Source organism: Kitasatospora sp. NPDC002543 (genome assembly GCF_053594915.1).
On record NZ_JBSFWR010000101.1, the window covers coordinates 1 to 16,284 of the forward strand.

14 protein-coding genes are annotated in these 16,284 nt (G+C 76.7%); 9 read left to right on the forward strand and 5 right to left on the reverse strand.

Annotation, left to right across the window (positions count from 1 at the left end; genetic code table 11):
• Positions 1 to 792 precede the first annotated feature (792 nt).
• Together tpx and ACWD4P_RS30765 are read right to left on the reverse strand one after the other, a co-directional pair.
• Positions 793 to 1,293 carry a thiol peroxidase gene (gene tpx / locus ACWD4P_RS30760; protein ID WP_359831962.1) on the reverse strand — a complete coding sequence of 167 codons (501 nt, stop codon included), beginning with the start codon at positions 1,291 to 1,293 and terminating at the stop codon, positions 793 to 795.
• 746 nt (positions 1,294 to 2,039) lie between these two features.
• Positions 2,040 to 2,402: a hypothetical protein gene (locus ACWD4P_RS30765; protein ID WP_359831908.1), complete on the reverse strand. Its 363-nt coding sequence runs from the start codon at positions 2,400 to 2,402 to the stop codon at positions 2,040 to 2,042.
• 533 nt (positions 2,403 to 2,935) lie between these two features.
• On the opposite strand from ACWD4P_RS30765, the gene ACWD4P_RS30770 reads away from it, so the two are divergent.
• The 3 genes from ACWD4P_RS30770 (at position 2,936) to ACWD4P_RS30780 (ending at position 5,071) form a co-directional block, all read left to right on the forward strand.
• Positions 2,936 to 3,178, forward strand: a complete 243-nt coding sequence (locus ACWD4P_RS30770) for a hypothetical protein (RefSeq protein ID WP_449781911.1) — start codon at positions 2,936 to 2,938, stop codon at positions 3,176 to 3,178.
• A 169-nt stretch (positions 3,179 to 3,347) separates the two neighbouring features.
• Entirely contained in the window at positions 3,348 to 3,665 is a 318-nt protein-coding gene (locus ACWD4P_RS30775; protein ID WP_449781912.1) for an ArsR/SmtB family transcription factor, read from the forward strand.
• Between the two features lie 176 nt (positions 3,666 to 3,841).
• Positions 3,842 to 5,071, forward strand: a complete 1,230-nt coding sequence (locus tag ACWD4P_RS30780; RefSeq protein WP_449781913.1) for an MFS transporter — start codon at positions 3,842 to 3,844, stop codon at positions 5,069 to 5,071.
• Between the two features lie 909 nt (positions 5,072 to 5,980).
• Here the strand turns inward: ACWD4P_RS30780 and ACWD4P_RS30785 are convergent.
• Entirely contained in the window at positions 5,981 to 7,039 is a 1,059-nt protein-coding gene (locus ACWD4P_RS30785; protein WP_449781914.1) for a phosphotransferase family protein, read from the reverse strand.
• 315 nt (positions 7,040 to 7,354) lie between these two features.
• Between ACWD4P_RS30785 and ACWD4P_RS30790 the strand changes: the two genes are divergently transcribed.
• Positions 7,355 to 8,245 (forward strand): zinc-binding dehydrogenase, encoded by an 891-nt coding sequence (locus ACWD4P_RS30790; RefSeq protein ID WP_449781915.1) that lies wholly within the window; start codon positions 7,355 to 7,357, stop codon positions 8,243 to 8,245.
• A gap of 88 nt (positions 8,246 to 8,333) precedes the next feature.
• Here ACWD4P_RS30790 and ACWD4P_RS30795 read toward each other — a convergent pair whose 3' ends face one another.
• Both ACWD4P_RS30795 and ACWD4P_RS30800 read right to left on the reverse strand, forming a co-directional pair.
• Positions 8,334 to 8,702: an ArsR/SmtB family transcription factor gene (locus ACWD4P_RS30795; RefSeq protein ID WP_359829391.1), complete on the reverse strand. Its 369-nt coding sequence runs from the start codon at positions 8,700 to 8,702 to the stop codon at positions 8,334 to 8,336.
• A 402-nt stretch (positions 8,703 to 9,104) separates the two neighbouring features.
• Positions 9,105 to 10,157: an AfsR/SARP family transcriptional regulator gene (locus ACWD4P_RS30800; protein ID WP_449781916.1), complete on the reverse strand. Its 1,053-nt coding sequence runs from the start codon at positions 10,155 to 10,157 to the stop codon at positions 9,105 to 9,107.
• A 475-nt stretch (positions 10,158 to 10,632) separates the two neighbouring features.
• Here ACWD4P_RS30800 and ACWD4P_RS30805 point away from each other — a divergent pair, with 475 nt between their 5' ends.
• The 5 genes from ACWD4P_RS30805 to ACWD4P_RS30825 all read left to right on the forward strand — a co-directional run bounded on the left by ACWD4P_RS30805 (position 10,633) and on the right by ACWD4P_RS30825 (position 16,284).
• Entirely contained in the window at positions 10,633 to 11,844 is a 1,212-nt protein-coding gene (locus ACWD4P_RS30805; RefSeq protein WP_359829389.1) for an aminotransferase class I/II-fold pyridoxal phosphate-dependent enzyme, read from the forward strand.
• Between the two features lie 188 nt (positions 11,845 to 12,032).
• Positions 12,033 to 13,268: a beta-ketoacyl-[acyl-carrier-protein] synthase family protein gene (locus tag ACWD4P_RS30810; protein ID WP_449781917.1), complete on the forward strand. Its 1,236-nt coding sequence runs from the start codon at positions 12,033 to 12,035 to the stop codon at positions 13,266 to 13,268.
• Positions 13,265 to 14,203 (forward strand): MaoC family dehydratase, encoded by a 939-nt coding sequence (locus ACWD4P_RS30815; protein ID WP_449781918.1) that lies wholly within the window; start codon positions 13,265 to 13,267, stop codon positions 14,201 to 14,203. The genes ACWD4P_RS30810 and ACWD4P_RS30815 overlap by 4 nt, the downstream gene beginning before the upstream one ends.
• A gap of 5 nt (positions 14,204 to 14,208) precedes the next feature.
• Positions 14,209 to 15,873 carry an AMP-binding protein gene (locus ACWD4P_RS30820; protein ID WP_449781919.1) on the forward strand — a complete coding sequence of 555 codons (1,665 nt, stop codon included), beginning with the start codon at positions 14,209 to 14,211 and terminating at the stop codon, positions 15,871 to 15,873.
• A gap of 141 nt (positions 15,874 to 16,014) precedes the next feature.
• On the forward strand, positions 16,015 to 16,284 hold the full coding sequence (locus ACWD4P_RS30825; RefSeq protein ID WP_359829457.1) for an acyl carrier protein: 270 nt from the start codon (positions 16,015 to 16,017) through the stop codon (positions 16,282 to 16,284).

A 16,284-nucleotide genomic window follows, 5' to 3' on the forward strand; every position in this document is an offset into this window, starting at 1 on the left:
GCGCCCGCCCCGCGGCGCCCCCCCCGCCCCGGGCGGGGGGGGGGGCCCCCCCCCGCGAAAGGGTGTCGGGTGCCGGCCGAGGGCGACGAGGAGGTGGCGGACGGCGTGGTCACCGAAGCATCCGGCGAAGTCCTTCCCGCGGCGAGGATGCGGGCCCGGTTGTGGACCCCGAGCGGGTGGGCGGGCGCCGCGTGGTCGCTGGGGTCGTGCGGCGGCCGCGGGTCCGTCGTGGGCGCCGCCGTCCGTCGTCCGCCGTCCGCCGTCCGTCGTCCTCGGTCCTCGGTCGCGCTCGTCGTCCGGGGCGGGGTGGCGGTACTCGAGGGCTGTGGTGGAGGCCTGTGCTGACGTTCGTTCGCCGCGGCCGGGGCTTGCCTGCTGGTTGCGGGCCGGGAGCCGAGGGGGCGGGGCTGGTGGCGGTGGTGGCGGGTGTGTGGTGCTGGGGTGGGGGCGGGCTGGGCCGTGCGGGGTGTGTCGCTGTCCGCGGTGCCGTTCCCTGGGGGAGTTCCGGTGGGGGCGGGGGAGTTCGGCGGGTGGGGGCGGTCGGTCGGGGTGCCTGGCGCGGGTGGTTCGGGGTGGTGGTGTTCCGGTTTCGCTGTGTGTGTGCTCGGGCGGGTGGGGCGGTGGGGTGGCCGCCGGGCCGGGCCGGGGGGTGGGTGTGCGGCGGCCCGCCCCGCCCCTCTGCCGGTGGCGCCCTCGGGGGGCGGGTCGGGATGGGGGTGCGGGGCGGGCCGTCGTGACGCGGCCGGGCGCGGGGCCGCGCGGTGCGCGGCGGTGAGCGCGGCGCGGGGTGGGTCAGTTGAGGGCGGCGAGCGCGGCCTCGTAGTTCGGCTCGTCGGCGATCTCCGCGACCAGCTCGGTGTGCAGGACGGTGTCGTTCTCGTCCAGGACGACGACGGCGCGGGCCGTCAGGCCGGCCAGCGGGCCGTCGGCGATCGCGACGCCGTAGACGTCGTGGAAGTCCCGGCCGCGCAGGGTGGAGAGGGTCTTGACGTTCTCCAGGCCCTCGGCGCCGCAGAACCGGGCCTGCGCGAACGGCAGGTCGGCCGAGACGCACAGCACGACGGTGTTGTCGAGCGCGGCGGCCTTGGTGTTGAACGTGCGCACCGAGGTCGCGCAGGTCGGGGTGTCGATGCTGGGGAAGATGTTCAGGACCTTGCGGCGGCCCGCGAAGTCCTTCAGCGACACGTCCGCGAGCCCCTCGCCGACCAGCGTGAACGCGGGTGCCTGGCTGCCGGCGGCGGGCAGCGCGCCACCGACCTGCACCGGGTTCCCCTTCAGGGTGACCTGAGCCATGAAAAGCCTCCTACCAGCGGTATACGGGATGCAACGCCGCCGATCCTACTGCCCGCCCCCACCCCCGCCGGGAGGCGGCCGCCGATCCCCGTCCCCGCCGCGGAACCGGAGGGCGAGGCCCCGCTCTCCCCGGCCCGCCCGGCCACCGGTACGCCGCCGGCCCGTGCGCCGGCCGTCCCGGCTGCCCGCGGGCGTATCGCGGGCCCGGGGCGCGCGCGGGGCCGCGACGCGCGGCCCGCCGTCCGCATCCCCCTCGCCCCCTCGCCGTGCTCCTTTGGGGCCCAACCGACCCGCGGCGTCCACCGGTTGACACCGGGCCCCGCGCACGCCCCGGGCCCCAGGAGGAACCCCGCCTCCGGCCCCGCTCCGGCCCCGGCTCCGGCCCCGCGCCGGGACCCTCCCGTCCCGGCCTGCCTGTGCCGGGCCGCGGGTGGCCGCTGGGCCCGGGGGAGAGGGGGTGCCGGGGCCGGGGCGGGGGGGCGTTTCCGCCGCGAGACCGGGTCCTCCGGCACACGCGTGCGGGCGGGCACGGCGGGGGCGCGTGCCCGTGCCCGGTCCTGCGGCGCGCCCGTGCCCGGCCCTGCCGGGCGCCGTTGCCCGTCGGGACGGGGGCGGGGACACGGGGCGGGGGCGTTGGTGTGGCGGGTGTTCGGGGCCGGGGGTGTGCGGGAGGGGGTGTGCCCCGCCGTGCCCGTGGGTGTGCGGGGCGGCGGGGCGGGGGGTGCCCCGGGGGTGCGGGGCGGGGGTCAGTTGAGGACGAGGACGTCGGTGCGCATGGGCAGGGGGCTGTTCCAGCCGATGCTGATCTTGAAGGTGACCACGCCGTTGCCGGGCGCGATGCTGGAGACCTGGAACGGGGCCGCGCCGACGAACCGGTTGCCGTTGGAGTCGATCTCGGAGGCCGTGATGACGACCGTCGAGTCGATCCCGATGACGTTCCAGGGCAGTTGGAGGTTGAAGGTCCCGTTGCCGGGGCTCCAGGTCCACCAGGCCCGCCACACGGCGTTGACGTTGCCGCCGACGGCCGCGAGGCCCTCGTCCCGGCCGGCGGGCTGCTCGCTGTGCGTGATCTGCGGGACCTCGGAGGCGGAAGGTTCGACTGCGGCCATGGCGGCTCTCCTCGCGCCGGGAGGGCCTCGACGAGCCCTCCGGATACCCAGAGTGTCCGTCGCGGTGCACACAGTGACAATCACTCGTGGGGGTGAACACCCGGCGCGCCGCCGCACCCCCGGGAGGCCCGCGGCGCGGCGTCGTGCGCGGCCCGGCGCGCACCGCCGGACACCCGCCACCGGACACGCCCCGCACCGCATCCGCGCTCCCGCACCGCGCCCCCGCATCGCATCCGCATCCCCGCGTCGGCGCCTTCGCGTGGCGGTGTCGTGGACGGGATGCCGGGGGGCGTGCCGGCGGTGCCGCGTCCGTCCGGGTGCGGTGGCGCCCGCCGCCCGGTCCAGCCCGCCCGGGAGCGGCCCTGGGGGGGCCTGGCCGGTGCCCTTGTCGACGGCCGGGACGAGGCCCCGCGCTCTTGCGCCGGCGTCCTGGGATTCGTGAAGAAGGGCCGAGGTCCCGCTCGGCGGGCGCCGCCGGCTCGCCGTCGTGTCGCCCGAGCGGTCCGAGGGCGCCGAACGGGTCCTGGAGCCCGGTGGTCGCCCCGCCACCCGCCACCCGCGCCCGCGCTCCCGCCCGCGGCGCGGCGCCGGCCGCCGACGGCGTCCCCGCCGACTCCTGCGCCGTGGACGCCGTGGACGCGGTGCGTGGCGGGTGCGGGCGCCTGCGCGCCCCGGGGGTGTGCTTCACCCGGGGCGCGCTCGCGCTCGGGCCGGTGGCCACCGCCGTCCCGGACGGCGCCCGCGGCGGCCTCGTCCGGATCGCCCGGTACCACTGACCCGACCCGACCCGACCCGCCCCGACCGGCCCGGTCGGGTCGGCCCGCCCAGGCCCGGCCCGGAGCGGTGTGGTCCGCCGCGGCCCGGGTCCCGCCTTGACACCCCGGCAACGTATCCAGAATATTGGATACGTCCTCGGGGGCCCGGACGGCGGAAGGAGCGTGTGCGGTGGACCTGGACCCGCTGGCCGTGCACAAGGCGCTCGCCAACCCGGCGCGCGCGGACTTCCTGCGCTGGCTCAAGACACCCGAGCGCCACTTCGGCGAGGCCTACTACCGCGAGCGCGGCGTCGGCTTCCACATCGGCGTGTGCGTCACCGACATCCAGGAACTCTCGGGACTGTCCCAGTCGGTGGTCTCCGGCTACCTGCAGATCCTGCGCGAGGCCGGGCTGCTGGTGTCCGAGCGCGTCGGCAAGTGGACCTTCTACCGGCGCAACGAGGAGACCATCGCCGCCTTCGCCGCGTACGCGCGCGACGAGCTCTGACACACCCGCACCACCCGCACCGCACACGCCGCCCGTACCGCACACGCGGTCCGTGCCGCCGGCGCGGTCCGCGGCGCCACACCCCCGCTCCCGCAGGGGGCGCCCCGCCCGGCGCCCCCTTTTCTTCCGCCCCAACACATCCAACTATCTAGATTTGTCTATTCATGGAGGTCGTCGTGCACCCAACCGCCCCCGCCCGCACAGGCCGGGCCGCCGTCGCGGTCCTGGCCCTGGGCGTGTTCGGCATCATCACCACCGAGATGGGCGTCGTCGGCGTCCTGCCCGCCCTGGCCGAGCGCCTGCACACCACCCCCGCCACCACCGGATGGCTGGTCGGCGCGTTCGCCCTCACCGTCGCCGTCACCGGCCCCGCCGGCGTCCTGCTCGCCTCCCGCCTGCGCCGAAAGACCGTCCTGGCCACGGCACTGGCCCTGTTCGCCGTCTCCAACACGGTCTACGCGCTCAGCGACTCCTTCCCCCTCGTCCTCGCCTTCCGCATCCTGCCCGCCCTGCTCCACCCCGTCTTCTTCGCCCTCGCACTGACCGCCGCCACCCGCCTGGCCGCACCCGGCAAGGCCGCCCGCGCCACCACCACCGTCTTCGCCGGCGTCAGCGCCGGCTTCGCGTTCGGCGTCCCCCTCACCTCCTACCTCGCCGACCACCTGGGCCTGCCCGCCGCGTTCTGGAGCGCCGCCGCCCTCAACCTCCTCGCCTGCGCCGGCGTCCTCACCCTCTTCCCCGACCTGCCGGAAACCCGACGCCCCACCTACAGCGGCCAGTTGGGCATCCTGCGCAGCCCCCGGCTGTGGCTGGCCGTCGCCGCCGTCACCCTGCTGTTCGCCGCCATGTTCAGCGGCTACGGCTACATCGCCGAATACCTGCAGAACGTCACCGGCCTCGACACCTCCCTCACCGGCCCCGCCCTGATGGCCTTCGGCATCGTCATGACCGCCGGCAACCCCCTCTACGGCCGCCTGCTCGAACGCCACCCCCTGCGCACCGCCACCGCCTACCCCCTGCTCTACCTCGCCCTCTACCTCCTCCTCGACGCCGCCGGCCCCCACCCGGCGCCCATGCTCGCCACCGTCCTGCTCTGGGGCGCCGTCCACTCCGGCGGCCTGGCCGTCGCCCAGACCTGGCTCGCCCGCGACGCCACCGACGCCCCCGAGTTCGGCAACAGCCTCTTCATCTCCTTCTCCAACCTCGGCATCACCCTGGGCACCACCCTCGGCGGAACCCTCGTCGCCACCACCGGCCCCCGCCACCTGCCCCTGGCCGGCGCCGCCCTCGCCGCCGCCGCCCTCGCCACCATCCTGTGGCGCCGCCGCCTCGACCCCCGACCCGAACCCCGACCCCGGACCGAGCAGCCGCAGACCGACCCCGCCCACCGCACTCCCACCCCCTGACACCCCACCAACCCCCGCACCCCGCACCCCCGCACCCGTGCGCGCTGCACCCCGCCCCCGCACCCCCGCACCCACGCGTGCCGCGCCACCGCACCTCCACGCGGCGGCGCGGCACGCGCGCGACGCCGGGGGAGGAAACCGGGGAGGAAACAGGCCCGCCACGGACGCCCCCGACCGCAGCACGCGCGACCGGCTCCCGCCCCGGCCGACGTCGCGCCCCGGCCGGGGCCGGGGGAGCGGCCCGGGAGGACGGCGTCGGTTCGTGGTGACGCTGGGCAGGGCGCCGTCGACACCCTGCGGCTGCTCCCGCCGCGGTGGCTCCGGCCGCAGGGGGACTGCCGTGGTTCCCGTTCCCGTTCCCGTTCCCGGGGCCGTCCGCGGCGCTTCCTGCTCCCGGGGGCGCTCGCCGCGGTCTGCGGCCACCTTCCCGGAGGCCGGAGGTCTGGTGATGCCGCCCAAGGTCCGCTTCTGCCCGTCCCGGCTTGTCCGAGGGCATCGGCAAGGCCGGCTTGCCGCGGGCACCCCGAGCACGCCGACCGCAGCATGTGCGACCGGATCCCGCCCCCCCGCACACCCTCCCCGGCCCGGCCGCGCACCGGCCCGGCCCCGCTGCCGCGTGCGGCCGGTGCGGCGCCCCGGCCGACGTCGCGCCCCGGCCGGGGTCGGGAGAGGGGCCGAACGGCCCGTCGGTTCGTGGTGACGCCGGGCAGGGCGCCGTCGACTCCCTGCGGCTGCTCCCGCCGCGGTGGCTCCGGCCGCAGGTGGACTGCCGTGGTTCCCGTTCCCGGGGCCGTCCGCGGCGCTTCCTGCTCCCGAGGGTGCCCGGTGCCGCCCCTGCCGCCCCGCCGCCCCGCCGCTCCCGCCGTCCCCGCCGTTCCCGGGCCGGAGGGGGCGGGGGTGCCCGGTGGGTCAGGCGTAGCGGTCGAACAGGGCCTGGAGGTAGTCCTCCAGGCGGGTGGTCAGGACGGCGGGGGTCAGGTCGGTGCGGCCCAGCTCGCGCCAGGGTTCGGCGACCTTGCGGGCGTCGGGGGCGAAGGCGAGGGCGTCCAGCAGCCGCCAGTACAGGTGGGCGCGGCCGTCGGCGAGTTCGCGGCCGCCGGCGGCGGTGTAGAGGTCGGCGAAGGCCAAGCCCGCGGCGGGGCCGTGCAGCAGGGCCAGGGCGGTGGAGCAGTGGGCGACGTCCAGGTCGGCCGGGCCCCAGGACGTCTCCACCCAGTCGACCACCCCGGTGACGACCGGCCGCGCACCGTGCTCACCGTGCGCGTCGTGCGTGGGGGCCGTGTCGAACAGCACGTTGCCGGGGTGGAAGTCGCGGTGCAGGAAGCACGCCCGGTACGGGGGCGCGGGGGAGCCGATCACCTCCACCGCCCGCGCCCACAGGGCCCGGCGGGCGGTGTCCTCGGGCACGGCGACCCGCTCGGGGGCCGTCCACGCCTGCCAGGCGCGCGGCCGGTCCGCCTCGCGGACCTCCAGCGCGTGCACGGCGGCCAGCTGCGCGGCCAGCAGACGGGCGCGGGCGGGGGCGTGCGCGTCCTGCTCCAGGCACACCCGTCCGGGCAGGGCGGTCATCACCAGCGACGGGTGCTCGCACACCGCGCCCGCCGCGTCCACCGCGACCAGGCGCGCGGCGGGGACGACGCTGCCCTCCAGCAGGCGCAGCACCGCCGCCTCGCGGGCCAGCAGCCCGGGGGCGTGGCGGCGGTAGAACGGTGTGACGAAGGAGCGCAGCACCAGCGCGGACGGCGAGGGGTGCGGCCCGTCGCCGTCCCGGCGCACCTCCAGGCGGCGCATCCGCGAGGTCCACCCGCCGCGCAGCACGTCCACCGCGCCCAGGCGCTCACCGGGCGCGAGGTGCCCCTGGACCCACCGCCGCGTGCCCTCCCAGCCCTCCCACCCGTCGTCCCGCCCGTCGCCCGGCCCGTCGTCCGGCCCCCGCCCCCGGTCGTCCCGTTCCCCACTGTCGATCATGGGCGGCAAGCCTACGCCCCGCCCCGCCCGGCCGGACCCTCCCCGTTGACGTGCGGTCAACTCCCGTGCGACGGAGGCGATAAGCCCACTGTTCCGACAGGTATCGAAGTCTGACGGGCCGGGCCTCGCGGGGGTCGGGTGAGAGCCGCCCGCGCGCCGCCGGGCGCGTGCCGCGCGAAGGGGGATCCGTCATGCCCGGGACCGTCGTCTTCGAGAGCACCGGGGGCCCGGAGGTCCTGACCGTGCGCGAACGCCCCCTGCCCGAGCCCGGTCCCGGCGAACCGCGCCTGCGCGTCGCCGCGATCGGCCTCAACCGTGCCGAGGCCCTCTTCCGCGCCGGCACCTGCCCGGAGCGGCCGCGCCTGCCTGGAGCGGCCGCGCCTGCCCGCGGGCCTGGGCCGCGGGGCCGCCGGCACCGTGGAGGCCGTCGGCCCGGACGTCACCGCCTTTGCCCCGGGCGGCCTCGGCGACACCGTGCCCGCCTTCTCCCGGGACGACTACGGCGTCTGCGGCACCCGCGTCCTGGTCCCGGCCCGCGCCGCCGTCCCCCACCCCGCCGGCCTCACCGCCGCCCAGGGCGCCGCCGTGCGGATGCCCTGCCTCACCGCCTGCGGCGCCCTGGCCGAGGACGGCCACCTGCGCTCCGGCGACCACGTGCTGGTCACCGCCGCCGCCTGCGGGGCGGGCCCGGCGGCCATCCGTACCGCCCGCCGTTTGGGCGTTCACCCCCTCGCCACCACTCGCACCCGCGCCATGGCCCCCGCCCTGCCGGCGGCCGGCGCCGCCGAGGTGATCGTCACCTGCGGGGACGACCTGGCCGCCCGCGTCCGGGCCGCGACCGGCGCACGCGGCGTGCGCGCCGTCCCGGACCCCGTCGCCGGACCCGGCGTCCCGGCCCTCGCCGAGACCCTCGCCCCCGGCGGGCACCCGATCGTCTACGGCCGCCTGGACCCGCGCGAGGCCCCGCTGCCCGGCCAGGACGCCTTCGGCCCCGTCAGCAGCCGCTTCCACGGCATGCACGAGGTGACCCGCGACGACGAACGCCTGCGCCGCGCCCACGCGTTCGTCACCGCGGGCCTGGCCGACGGCTCCTTCGCCCCCGTGATCGACCGCGTCTTCGAGGGCCTCGACACCGTCGCCGAGGCCCACCGCCACCTCGAGGCGGGCACCCGGACCGGCAAGATCGTCCTGACCGTCACCGGCTGACCCGCCCCCGCACCCCGGCCCCCCGCATGCACCGGCCCCCGCACGTACCGGCCCCCCGGTGCACGGGGCCCTCGTGCGCCGGGGCCCCTCACACCCCCGTGCGGGGCCCGGGCAGCAGCTGCCCGGCCTCCGCGTCCGCGGCGGCCACCACCGCCGTCAGCAGACCCGGGAAACGCCGCTCCAGCTCCTCGCTGCGCAGCGCGTTCATCTTGGTGGTCCCCACGTAGTACTGGCGCAGCAGTCCCGCCTCGCGCAGCACGCTGAAGTGGTGACTGGAGGTCGAACGCCCCACCGGCAGGTCGAAGGAGCCGCAACTGAGATCGGCTCCCGAGTGCGCGAGCGTGCGCACCACCGTCCTGCGGGCCGGATCAGCGAGCGCCTCCAGCACCTGCTGGACGCTCACGTCCTCCACACCAGGGTGCACGATCACCCGCGCCGCCACGCGTGCCCGTCCCACACCCACCACCCCTTCCCAACACTCGACCCCCGTCCGTCCGATGACCAAAGACCGCGCCGTGCGCGCGACTTCACGCCCACGACGCTACTATGCCCGACCCGTCCGCCACGCTCACCGCAACACCCGCGCAACACGCCCCGCCGGCGGCGCTGAGCGGCGCGGCGGCCACGACACCGCCACCGATCCCGCCCCGCCGCTCCCGCACCACCGGACACCCACCGGCACGCGGGATCCGGCACACAGGATCCGGCACACGGGAACCGGTACGCGGGAACCGGCGCACGGGCACCACCCGGGCGGGCACCACCGCAGGGGCGGGCGCGGCGCGCGCGAACGCCGTGCCCCGCCGGGCGGGGGAGCGGCGGGGCACGGCGCTTACCGTGCGGGGCAGGTGACGGACGTTCAGGCCGCGCGCACCGGAGCCACCACGACCCCGACCGCGGCACCGGCACCGATCGCCGCACCGACCGCGGCACCGGCACCGACCGCGGCACCGACGGCGGAACCGGAACCGCCGCCCGCGCCCGGACCGGCGCCGGCCCCCGCCGCCACGGCGCCGGCCCCCGCCGCCACGGCGCCGGCCCCCGCCGCCACGGCGCCGGCGCCGGCCGGACGCGCCAGCCGCGCCAGCGCCAGCGGCTCGAAGATCCCCATCAGCACCGGATCCACCGCCCGCACCGCCGCCGGCGCCGGCGCCGCCGGCACCGGGGTGCGCAGCAGCGCCAGGTACAGCTCCTGGCTCTCCGCCGCCGGATCGATGCCCAGTTCCTCGGCCAGCACCTGACGCAACTGCTGGTAGCAGCGCAGCGCCTCCGCCCGGTTCCCGGACGCCGCCAGCGCCTCCATCCGGCACCGGTAGGCACTCTCGCGGAACGGCGCGCGGCGCACCGCCTCGTCCGCCCACCGCAGCGCGTGGTGTTCCTCGCCCAGCGCGGACGCCGCCAGGCTCGCCGTCTCCAGCGCGCTGATGCGCAGCTCCTCCACGTGCTCGCGCACCCCCTGCGCCCACTCGCCCTCGTGATCGGGCAAGAACGCCCCGCGCAGGTTCGCCAGCGCCCCCGCGGCCAACTGCTGCGCCACCGCGTGGGATCCCGCCGCCAGCGCCTCGCCGGCCTCGCCGACCGCGGAGGCCGCGGCCTCCAGGTCCACCGCCGCGTCCGCGGGAAGTTGCAGCACGTACCGCCCGCCCTGGGCGATCAGCGGCGTCGCGCCCGGGCCCTGGCCGGGCGCGGTGACGAACGCCCGCACCCGCGAGACCACGCTGCGCAGCGCGGACGCCCACGTGTCGGGCAGTCCGTCGGGCCAGATGGTGTCGGCCAGCTGGTCGCGGCTGGTGCCGCTGGAGCGCTCCAGCACCAGGCGGGCGAACGCCACCTGGGCCTGGGCGCTGGACAGGTGCTGCGGAGCGCCGTCCTCGTGCTCGACGGCGACCAGACCGGTGAGGCGGATCAGCATGCGCGGGCCCCCGATCTGCCGGCCGGACCGTCTTCCCTGAAGCCTTTCAACACGAGCTCCAACCCCCTTGAGCCAAAGCGGAAGCAACGGCCCGTTCCGGCCGTCGGCATGGGAAATTGCGGATCGGAACAGAAATCCGCCGACCACCCGTTCGGTTTCGGCGGATTTCGACCATACATTCGCCGCATCGCGCGGTGTCAACACCGGTTGCGGAAACATACCCACCGGCCGGTCAATGCGTCGTGGACGCAATGTTTCCGCACGTCAGAGCTTTCCCGCAGGCCAGCGAAGCGCCTATTGCGGACGCCTTGCGCCGCCTGCCGTAGAAATGTAGCCATCCTTGAGCAGCCCGCGTGAACGCTTCGAGAAAACACCCCCGAAGCCGCCCCCTCCACGCGGGAAGCCGCCCGCCCGTGAAAGCCGCGAAAACCGTGGAAACCGGGGAAACCCGTGACGCCGTGAAGGAGAAACGCCCGTGAACGCCACCGGAGCATGGCACCGCCTGGAGCCGAAACTGGCCGCGACGAACGCCCGCGTGGCCGCCCTGGAATCCGACCCCTCCCGGCGCAACAGCTTCGTCGCCTACACCATGGAACGCGACAGCGCCTACTGCGACCTCGACGGCGAACGCCTGCTCATGATGTCCGGCTACAGCTACCTGGGCCTGGCCGGCGACGAACGCGTGGTGGCCGCCGCCAAGGCCGCCGTCGACGTCTACGGCACCGGCAACCACGGCGTGCGGGCCCTGGCCGGCACCATCCCCCTGCACGAGGAACTCGAGGCCGAGGTCGCCCGCTTCGCCCGCCGCGAACGCGCCCTGGTCTTCGGCTCCGGCTACGCCGCCAACGTCGGCACCGTCGGCGCCCTCGTCGGCCAGGGCGACACCGTCCTGATCGACAAGTACGACCACGCCTCCATCGTCGACGGCTGCCGCCTGTCGGGAGCCACCGTCACCCGCTTCCGCCACAACGACGTCGACCACCTCGAACGCCGCCTCAAGGCCGCGTCCCCCACCGGCGTGCGCCTGGTCATCGTCGACAGCGTCTACTCCATGGACGGCGACATCGCCCCGCTGCCCGAACTGCGCGAGGTCTGCGACCGCTACGACGCCCTGCTCATGGTCGACGAGGCCCACGCCCTGGGCGTCATCGGCGCCACCGGCGGCGGCATCGAGGAGCACTTCGACCACAAGGTCCGCGTCGACGTCAAACTCGGCACCCTCTCCAAGGCCATCCCCTCCATGGGCGGCTGGGTCGCCGGCAGCCACGACCTCATCGGCCACCTGCGCTACGCCGCCCGCCCCTTCCTCTTCTCCGCCGCCCTGGGCCCCGCCCAGACCGGCGCCGCCCTGGAGTCCCTGCGCATCCTGCGCCGCGAACCCGAGCGCGTCACCCACACCCAGACCCAGGCCCAGCGCCTGCGCGAGCGCCTCAACGACGCCGGCATCTCCACCATGGACTCCACCACCGCGGTCCTGCCCGTCATCGCCGGCAGCGACGACGCCGCCTACGACTACGCCACCGCCTGCCGCAAGGCCGGCGTCATCGGCCTGCCCGTCGTCACCCCGGCCGTCCCCAACGACCTCGCCCGCCTGCGCATCGCCGTCACCGCCCGCCACACCGCCGCCGACATCGACTTCGCCGCCGAGGCGTTCCTGACCGCCGCCCGCCAGACCGGCCTGATCTGACCCACCCGCCACCACCACCCACCACCGCCCCACCGCACCACCGCCCCACCCCGCCCAGGACACCCAGCACCGCCCCACCGCACCACCGCACCACCCCGCCCCGCCCAGGACCGCCCAGGACCGCCCAGCACCACCCCCCCCGTACCCGCCGCCGGGCCGACCGCGTGCGACGCGAAGGAGACGAAGCCATGGCCCCCCACCACCGGCCACCGATCGCCGTCACCGGCCTCGGCGTCATCAGCCCCGCCGGCCACACCGTCGCCGACCTCTGGCACACCGTCACCTCCGGACACTCCACCGCCACCGCCCTGACCGACCCCGCCCTGACCCGCCACCGCGTCCGCCTGGGCTGCCGCGTCACCGACCTGCCCGCCCACACCCACCTGCCCGCCAAGGACGCCCGCCGCCTGGACCCCTTCGCCCACTACGGCACCCTCGCCGCCCTGGCCGCCCACGCCGACGCCGGCCACCCCAGCCCCGAACCCGCCCGCAGCGCCATCGTCGTGGGCACCGCCGTCGGCGGACGCACCACCAGCGACCGCGAATCCGCCCTCTACACCGAACACGGCCCCCTGCGCGTCTCCCCGCTGATGCCCCTGGTCACCATGCCCAACGCCGCCGCCGCCCAGATCGCCATGCGCCTGAACTGGACCGGCCCGGCCCTGACCATCGCCACCACCTGCGCCTCCAGCGCCGACGCGATCGGCCACGGCGCCCTGCTCCTGGAGAGCGGCCGCGCCGACATCGTCATCGCCGGCGGCTGCGAAGCCACCCTCACCCCCGTCACCCTCGCCGCCTTCGGCAACCTCGGCGCCCACTCCCTGCGCAACGACGAACCCGCCCGCGCCTCACGCCCCTTCGACACCGACCGCGACGGCTTCGTCATGGGCGAAGGCGCCGGCTTCCTCGTCCTCGAACGCCTCGCCGACGCCCGCGCCCGCGCCCGCACCCCCTACGCCCTGCTCGCCGGCTACGGCGCCAGCGCCGACGCCTACCACCTGTCCAACCCCCGCCCCGACGGCGCCGGCGCCGTCACCGCCATGCGCGCCGCCCTCGCCGACGCCCACCTCACCCCCGCCGACATCGCCCACGTCAACGCCCACGGCACCTCCACCGTGCACAACGACCGCTCCGAAGCCGCCGCGCTGCGCACCGTGTTCGGCCCCCACGGCGTGCCGGTCACCTCCACCAAGGGCGCCATCGGCCACCTGCTCGGCGCCGCCGGCGCCGTCGAGCTGATCGCCGCCATCGAGGCCATGAACGCCCGCACCGTCCCTCCCACCGCCAACCACGAGAAGACCGAAGAGGGCCTGGACCTCGACGTCGTGCACACCGCGCCGCGCCCGATCCGCTCCGGCGCGGCCCTGTCCAACTCGTTCGGCTTCGGCGGCCACAACACGACCCTGGTGGTGACCCCGCTATGACCACACCCACGACGACCGCCCCCGCCGCGACCGCCCCCGCCGCGACCGCCTCCCAGGCGAGCGCGCCCACGACGGCCGCGCCCGTACCCGGGGCGGACACGCCCGCCGCGCCCGGCGCGCCGGTGGCGCGCACCCGCCTGCACGTGGACGCCGCCGACCTGGCCGCCTACCGCGCCGCGGCCCGCGCCCGCCTGGACGCCCCGCGCCGGCCCGGCGCCAGCCCCGCGCACCCCTTCGTCGCCGCCCACGCCCTGGCCCAGCACACCGTCGCCGCCCTGACCGCCGGCGACCGCGGCTTCACCGGCGTGGTCCACCTCGGCCAGGAGATCCACACCCACACCCCCCTGACGGCCGGTGCCATCGACATCGCCGTCCACGTCACCGCGGTGCGCCGCGAGGCCCGCGGCACCCGCCTGTCGCTGGCCACCCGCCTGAGCGACGCCGCCACCGGCGCCCCGCTGGCCGACCTGACCACCGCCGCCCTGCTGCTGGGCGCCACCCGCGCCGACTCCCACGGCACGCTGCCCCCCGCGGCCCACCCCGGCACCGTCCCCGACGGCGAGACCCACGTGTGCACCCACCTGCTCACCGCCGCCGACACCACCGCCTACGCCCACGCCTCCGGCGACCTCAACCCGATCCACCTGGACGACGCCGCCGCCCGCGCGGCCGGCTTCCCCTCCGCCATCGCCCACGGCATGCACCTGGTCGCCCTGGCCGCCGAGAAGATCACCGACCGCCACGCCGACGGCGACCCCGCCCGCGTCACCGCGCTCGGCGCCCGCTTCGCCGCCCCCACCACCCCCGGCACCGAACTGCGCCTGACCCTGCAGCCCTACGACCGGGGCACCGTGGTGCGCTTCACCATCGCCACCGACGCCGGCACCGCCGTCAAGGCCGGCTGGGCGCGCATCGCCCCGGCCGCGGGGGAGTGAACCCCATGACCACCACCACCGGCCCCACCACCGGCCCGTCCACCGCCGGCCCCACCACCGGCCCGTCCACCACCGGCCCCACCGCCGGCCCGTCCGCCGAGGGCACCGCCCGTACGGCGCGGCAGCCGGCGCCGCTGGCGCTGCCCGACGCGTTCACCGCCCACGCCCGCACCACCCCCGGCGCGCCGGCCCTGCTGTGGCACGAACAGAGCGTCACCTACGGCGAGCTCGCCGCCCTGGCCGGGGCCGAACGCGAGCGCCTGGCGGCCCTGGACCTGGCGCCGGGGGAGCCGGTGGGCCTGCTGGCCGTCAAGTCGCCGGCCGCGATCGCCCTGGTCCTGGCCTGCCTGATGGAGCGCCGCCCCTTCCTGCTGCCCTCCCCGCAGCTGGCCCCCGCGCTGCTGGCCGCCCTGTTCGCCCAGGCCGGCGCCCGCCGCCAGCTCGCCCCGCTGGGCCAGGACGCCCCGGTGCTCCCGGCCCTGCCCCACCCGGCCCCGGTACCGACCCTGGCCTCCGGCACCTCCTTCATGCTCACCACCTCCGGCTCCACCGACCTGCCCAAGATCGTCCCCCTCGCGCAGCAGGCCGTGGACCGCTTCACCGCCTGGGCCCACGACACCTTCGACCTCGGCCCCGGCCGCGTCGTGGCCAACTACGCGCCCCTGAACTTCGACCTCGCCCTGCTGGACGTGTGGGCCACCCTCGCCGCCGGCGGGACCTGCCTGCTCATCGACCCCGCCCACGCCCTCAACGCCCGCCACCTGCTCGCCCAGCTGACGCGCCACCGCCCCCACGTGCTGCAGGCCGTCCCCCTCGCCTACGCCCTGCTCGTCCAGGCCGCCACCGCCGCCACCGCCCGCACCGGCACCGGCACCGGCACCGGCGGTACGGGCACCGGCGGTACGGGCGGCGGCGGCCAGGGCCCGGGGACGGTGCTGGACAGCGTCGAGCACGCCGCGTTCACCGGCGACGCCATCGACGCCCGCACCCTGGCCGCCCTGCCCGCCCTGCTGCCCTCGGCCCGCCTCTACAACATCTACGGCTGCACCGAGACCAACGACAGCTTCCTGCACCGCCTGGACCGCCTGGACGCCGCGGCCGCCCTGCCCGTGCCCATCGGCGAACCCCTGCCCGGCGTGCGCACCCTCGTCGCCACCGGCGACGGCACCCCCCTGCAGGGCCCCGGCAGCGGCGAACTCTACGTCTCCACCCCCTTCCAGGCCGCCGGCTACCTCGACCGCTCCCGCGACACCGGACGCTTCACCACCCAGCCCGAAGGCGCCGGAGACGGCCGCCGCTGGTTTCGCACCGGCGACCTCGTCACCCGCGACGAGCACGGCCGCATCCACCTCACCGGCCGCGCCGACTTCCAGGTCAAGGTCCGCGGCGTGGCCGTGAACACCGCCGAGATCGAACGCGTCCTGCTCACCCACCCCGACGTGCGCGAGGCCGCCGTCGCCGCCGAGAACGACCCGCTGACCGGCAAGCGCCTGCACGCCGCCGTCCAGCGCGCCCCCGGCTCCACCCTCAACAGCCTGGTCCTGCGCGAACACCTGGCCCGCAACCTGCCGCGCGCCGCCGTCCCCGAGAAGCTCGCCATCCACGACGAGCCCCTGCCCAAGACCGCCACCGGCAAGGTCGACCGCAAGGCCGTCCTGCCCACCCCCTGACCCCCGCACCACCCCGCACCGCAGCACCCCCGCACCGCGCCGCCCCGGCGCGCGCGAACCGCACCACCACCGCACCACCCCGGCACCGCACCGCACCACCAAGAAGACCGACCATCCACCGAAGCAAGGGAGTTGCCCGCCATGAGCAACATCGCCCGGATCAAGCGGTTCCTCATCGAGGAGTTCCTGCCCGACATCACCCCCGACCAGCTCGCCGACGACCACGACCTGCTCTCCGACGGCGTCATCGACAGCCTCGGCGTCCTCAAACTCATCGCCTGGGTCGAGGACCACTTCGCCCTGCCCGTCGACGACACCGACCTCGACCCCAACAACTTCCGCTCGGTCGCCGCCATCGACGCCTTCATCACCCAGCGCCGCACCGCGGCCACCGCCACGGTGGGCGGCTGA

Bases quoted from the DNA above. Each gene is read 5' to 3' on its own strand.
- tpx (WP_359831962.1), bottom strand. From the start codon at position 1,293: ATGGCTCAGGTCACCCTGAAGGGGAACCCGGTGCAGGTCGGTGGCGCG.
- ACWD4P_RS30765 (WP_359831908.1), bottom strand. From the start codon at position 2,402: ATGGCCGCAGTCGAACCTTCCGCCTCCGAGGTCCCGCAGATCACGCAC.
- ACWD4P_RS30785 (WP_449781914.1), bottom strand. From the start codon at position 7,039: ATGATCGACAGTGGGGAACGGGACGACCGGGGGCGGGGGCCGGACGAC.
- ACWD4P_RS30800 (WP_449781916.1), bottom strand. From the start codon at position 10,157: ATGCTGATCCGCCTCACCGGTCTGGTCGCCGTCGAGCACGAGGACGGC.
- ACWD4P_RS30810 (WP_449781917.1), top strand. From the start codon at position 12,033: ATGGCCCCCCACCACCGGCCACCGATCGCCGTCACCGGCCTCGGCGTC.
- ACWD4P_RS30815 (WP_449781918.1), top strand. From the start codon at position 13,265: ATGACCACACCCACGACGACCGCCCCCGCCGCGACCGCCCCCGCCGCG.
- ACWD4P_RS30820 (WP_449781919.1), top strand. From the start codon at position 14,209: ATGACCACCACCACCGGCCCCACCACCGGCCCGTCCACCGCCGGCCCC.
- ACWD4P_RS30825 (WP_359829457.1), top strand. From the start codon at position 16,015: ATGAGCAACATCGCCCGGATCAAGCGGTTCCTCATCGAGGAGTTCCTG.